General features: G+C 35.4%; 2 protein-coding genes. Both read left to right on the forward strand.

Annotated features, from left to right (window positions below; translation table 11 throughout):
* Positions 1–68: 68 nt before the first annotated feature.
* Entirely contained in the window at positions 69–428 is a 360-nt protein-coding gene (locus tag AB0I81_RS63980) for a metalloregulator ArsR/SmtB family transcription factor (protein WP_003726380.1), read from the forward strand.
* A partial coding sequence (locus AB0I81_RS63985) for a heavy metal translocating P-type ATPase (RefSeq protein ID WP_360680697.1) occupies positions 425–1,685 on the forward strand: 1,261 nt, incomplete at its 3' end. The genes AB0I81_RS63980 and AB0I81_RS63985, both read left to right, overlap by 4 nt.

The raw sequence follows: 1,685 nt of genomic DNA on the forward strand, positions 1-1,685 counted from the left end.
CTTGAATATAGATGGATGTTCTGATATAATACATTCAAACAAACATTTGAATGTAAAGGAATGATCGTATGAATAATGAAATTTGTGAAATAACTTGTATTCATGAAGACAAAGTTAATCGTGCTAAATCTAAACTAGCAAACTTTGATACTCCGTCAGTAAGTGGTTTCTTTAAAATATTGTCAGATGAAAATCGACTTAAAATTGTACATGCTTTAGTTCATGAAGATGAGCTATGTGTTTGTGATATTGCTAATATCATTGATGCTTCGGTCGCAACAACTTCACACCATCTGAACTCCTTAAAAAAATTGGGAGTAGTTGATAGTCACAAGGATGGTAAGTTAGTCTACTATTTTATTAAAAATATCAAAATCTTAAATCTTATGGAGCTTGGCGTAAATTTTAAAGAAGAGGTGCTAGCATGAGTGAGAAAATGACCGAAAAAACCTATCGAATAGAAGGATTAAGCTGTACAAATTGTGCAGGTAAATTTGAAAAAAATGTAAAGCAGTTGCCAGGAGTTACGAGTGCAACAGTAAACTTTGGTGCAAGTAAGATTTCAGTAGAAGGCCAAACAACAATTGAAGAACTCGAAGAAGCGGGAGCCTTCGAAAATCTTATCATTCGTGATGATCAAGAAAATGATGAACAAGTTAGATCAAAAGAGTCTTTTATTAAACGGAATATCGCTTTAATCATCTCTCTTGGTTTTATACTTGTTGCTGTGATTTCCCAACTATCATTGGGCGAAGATCATTTATTAACGAAAGCTCTTTATATATTGGCAATAATAATTGGTGGATTTGATTTATTTAAAGAAGGGTTCTCTGATTTGATCAAATTGGACTTCTCCATGGAATCTTTAATGACTATTGCAATTATTGGGGCCGCATTTATTGGAGAATGGGCCGAAGGTTCTATTGTAGTAATACTATTTGCTATTAGCGAAGCTTTGGAACGATTTTCAATGGATAAAGCAAGACAGTCGATTCGTTCTCTTATGGATATAGCTCCCAAAGAAGCTCTTATCAGGAGAAACAATGTAGAGCAATTAGTCAGTGTCGATAAAATCGATATCGACGATATTATGATCATTAAACCCGGACAAAAAATAGCCATGGATGGGCTTGTTATCAACGGTCATTCTTCAGTAAATCAAGCAGCAATAACAGGAGAATCGGTTCCTGTTGAAAAACAGTTAGATGATGAAGTGTTTGCAGGAACACTAAATGAAGAAGGTGTTCTTGAAGTCAAAGTAACAAAAAAAGTAACGGATACAACGATTGCCAAAATCATTCACTTAGTTGAAGAAGCGCAAGGAGAACGAGCTCCTGCACAAGCCTTTGTAGATAAATTTGCAAAATACTATACGCCATTCATAATTATTATGGCCCTTTTGATAGTGGTTGTTCCTCCGCTATTCTTTGGTGGTGACTGGAATAAATGGCTTTACCAAGGGTTATCCATTTTAGTTGTCGGATGTCCTTGTTCATTAGTGATCTCAACACCTGTTTCAATTGTTTCGGCTATTGGTAATGCAGCAAAAAATGGTGTTTTAGTAAAAGGCGGAGTCTATCTGGAAGAAATTGGTCATTTGAGAGCAATTGCTTTCGATAAGACTGGAACCTTAACAAAAGGAAAGCCTGTCGTAACGGATTTCATTGCAACCAGTTCTGAAACTG

It is taken from the genome of Nonomuraea sp. NPDC050404 (assembly GCF_040655495.1).
GTDB lineage: Bacteria > Actinomycetota > Actinomycetes > Streptosporangiales > Streptosporangiaceae > Nonomuraea.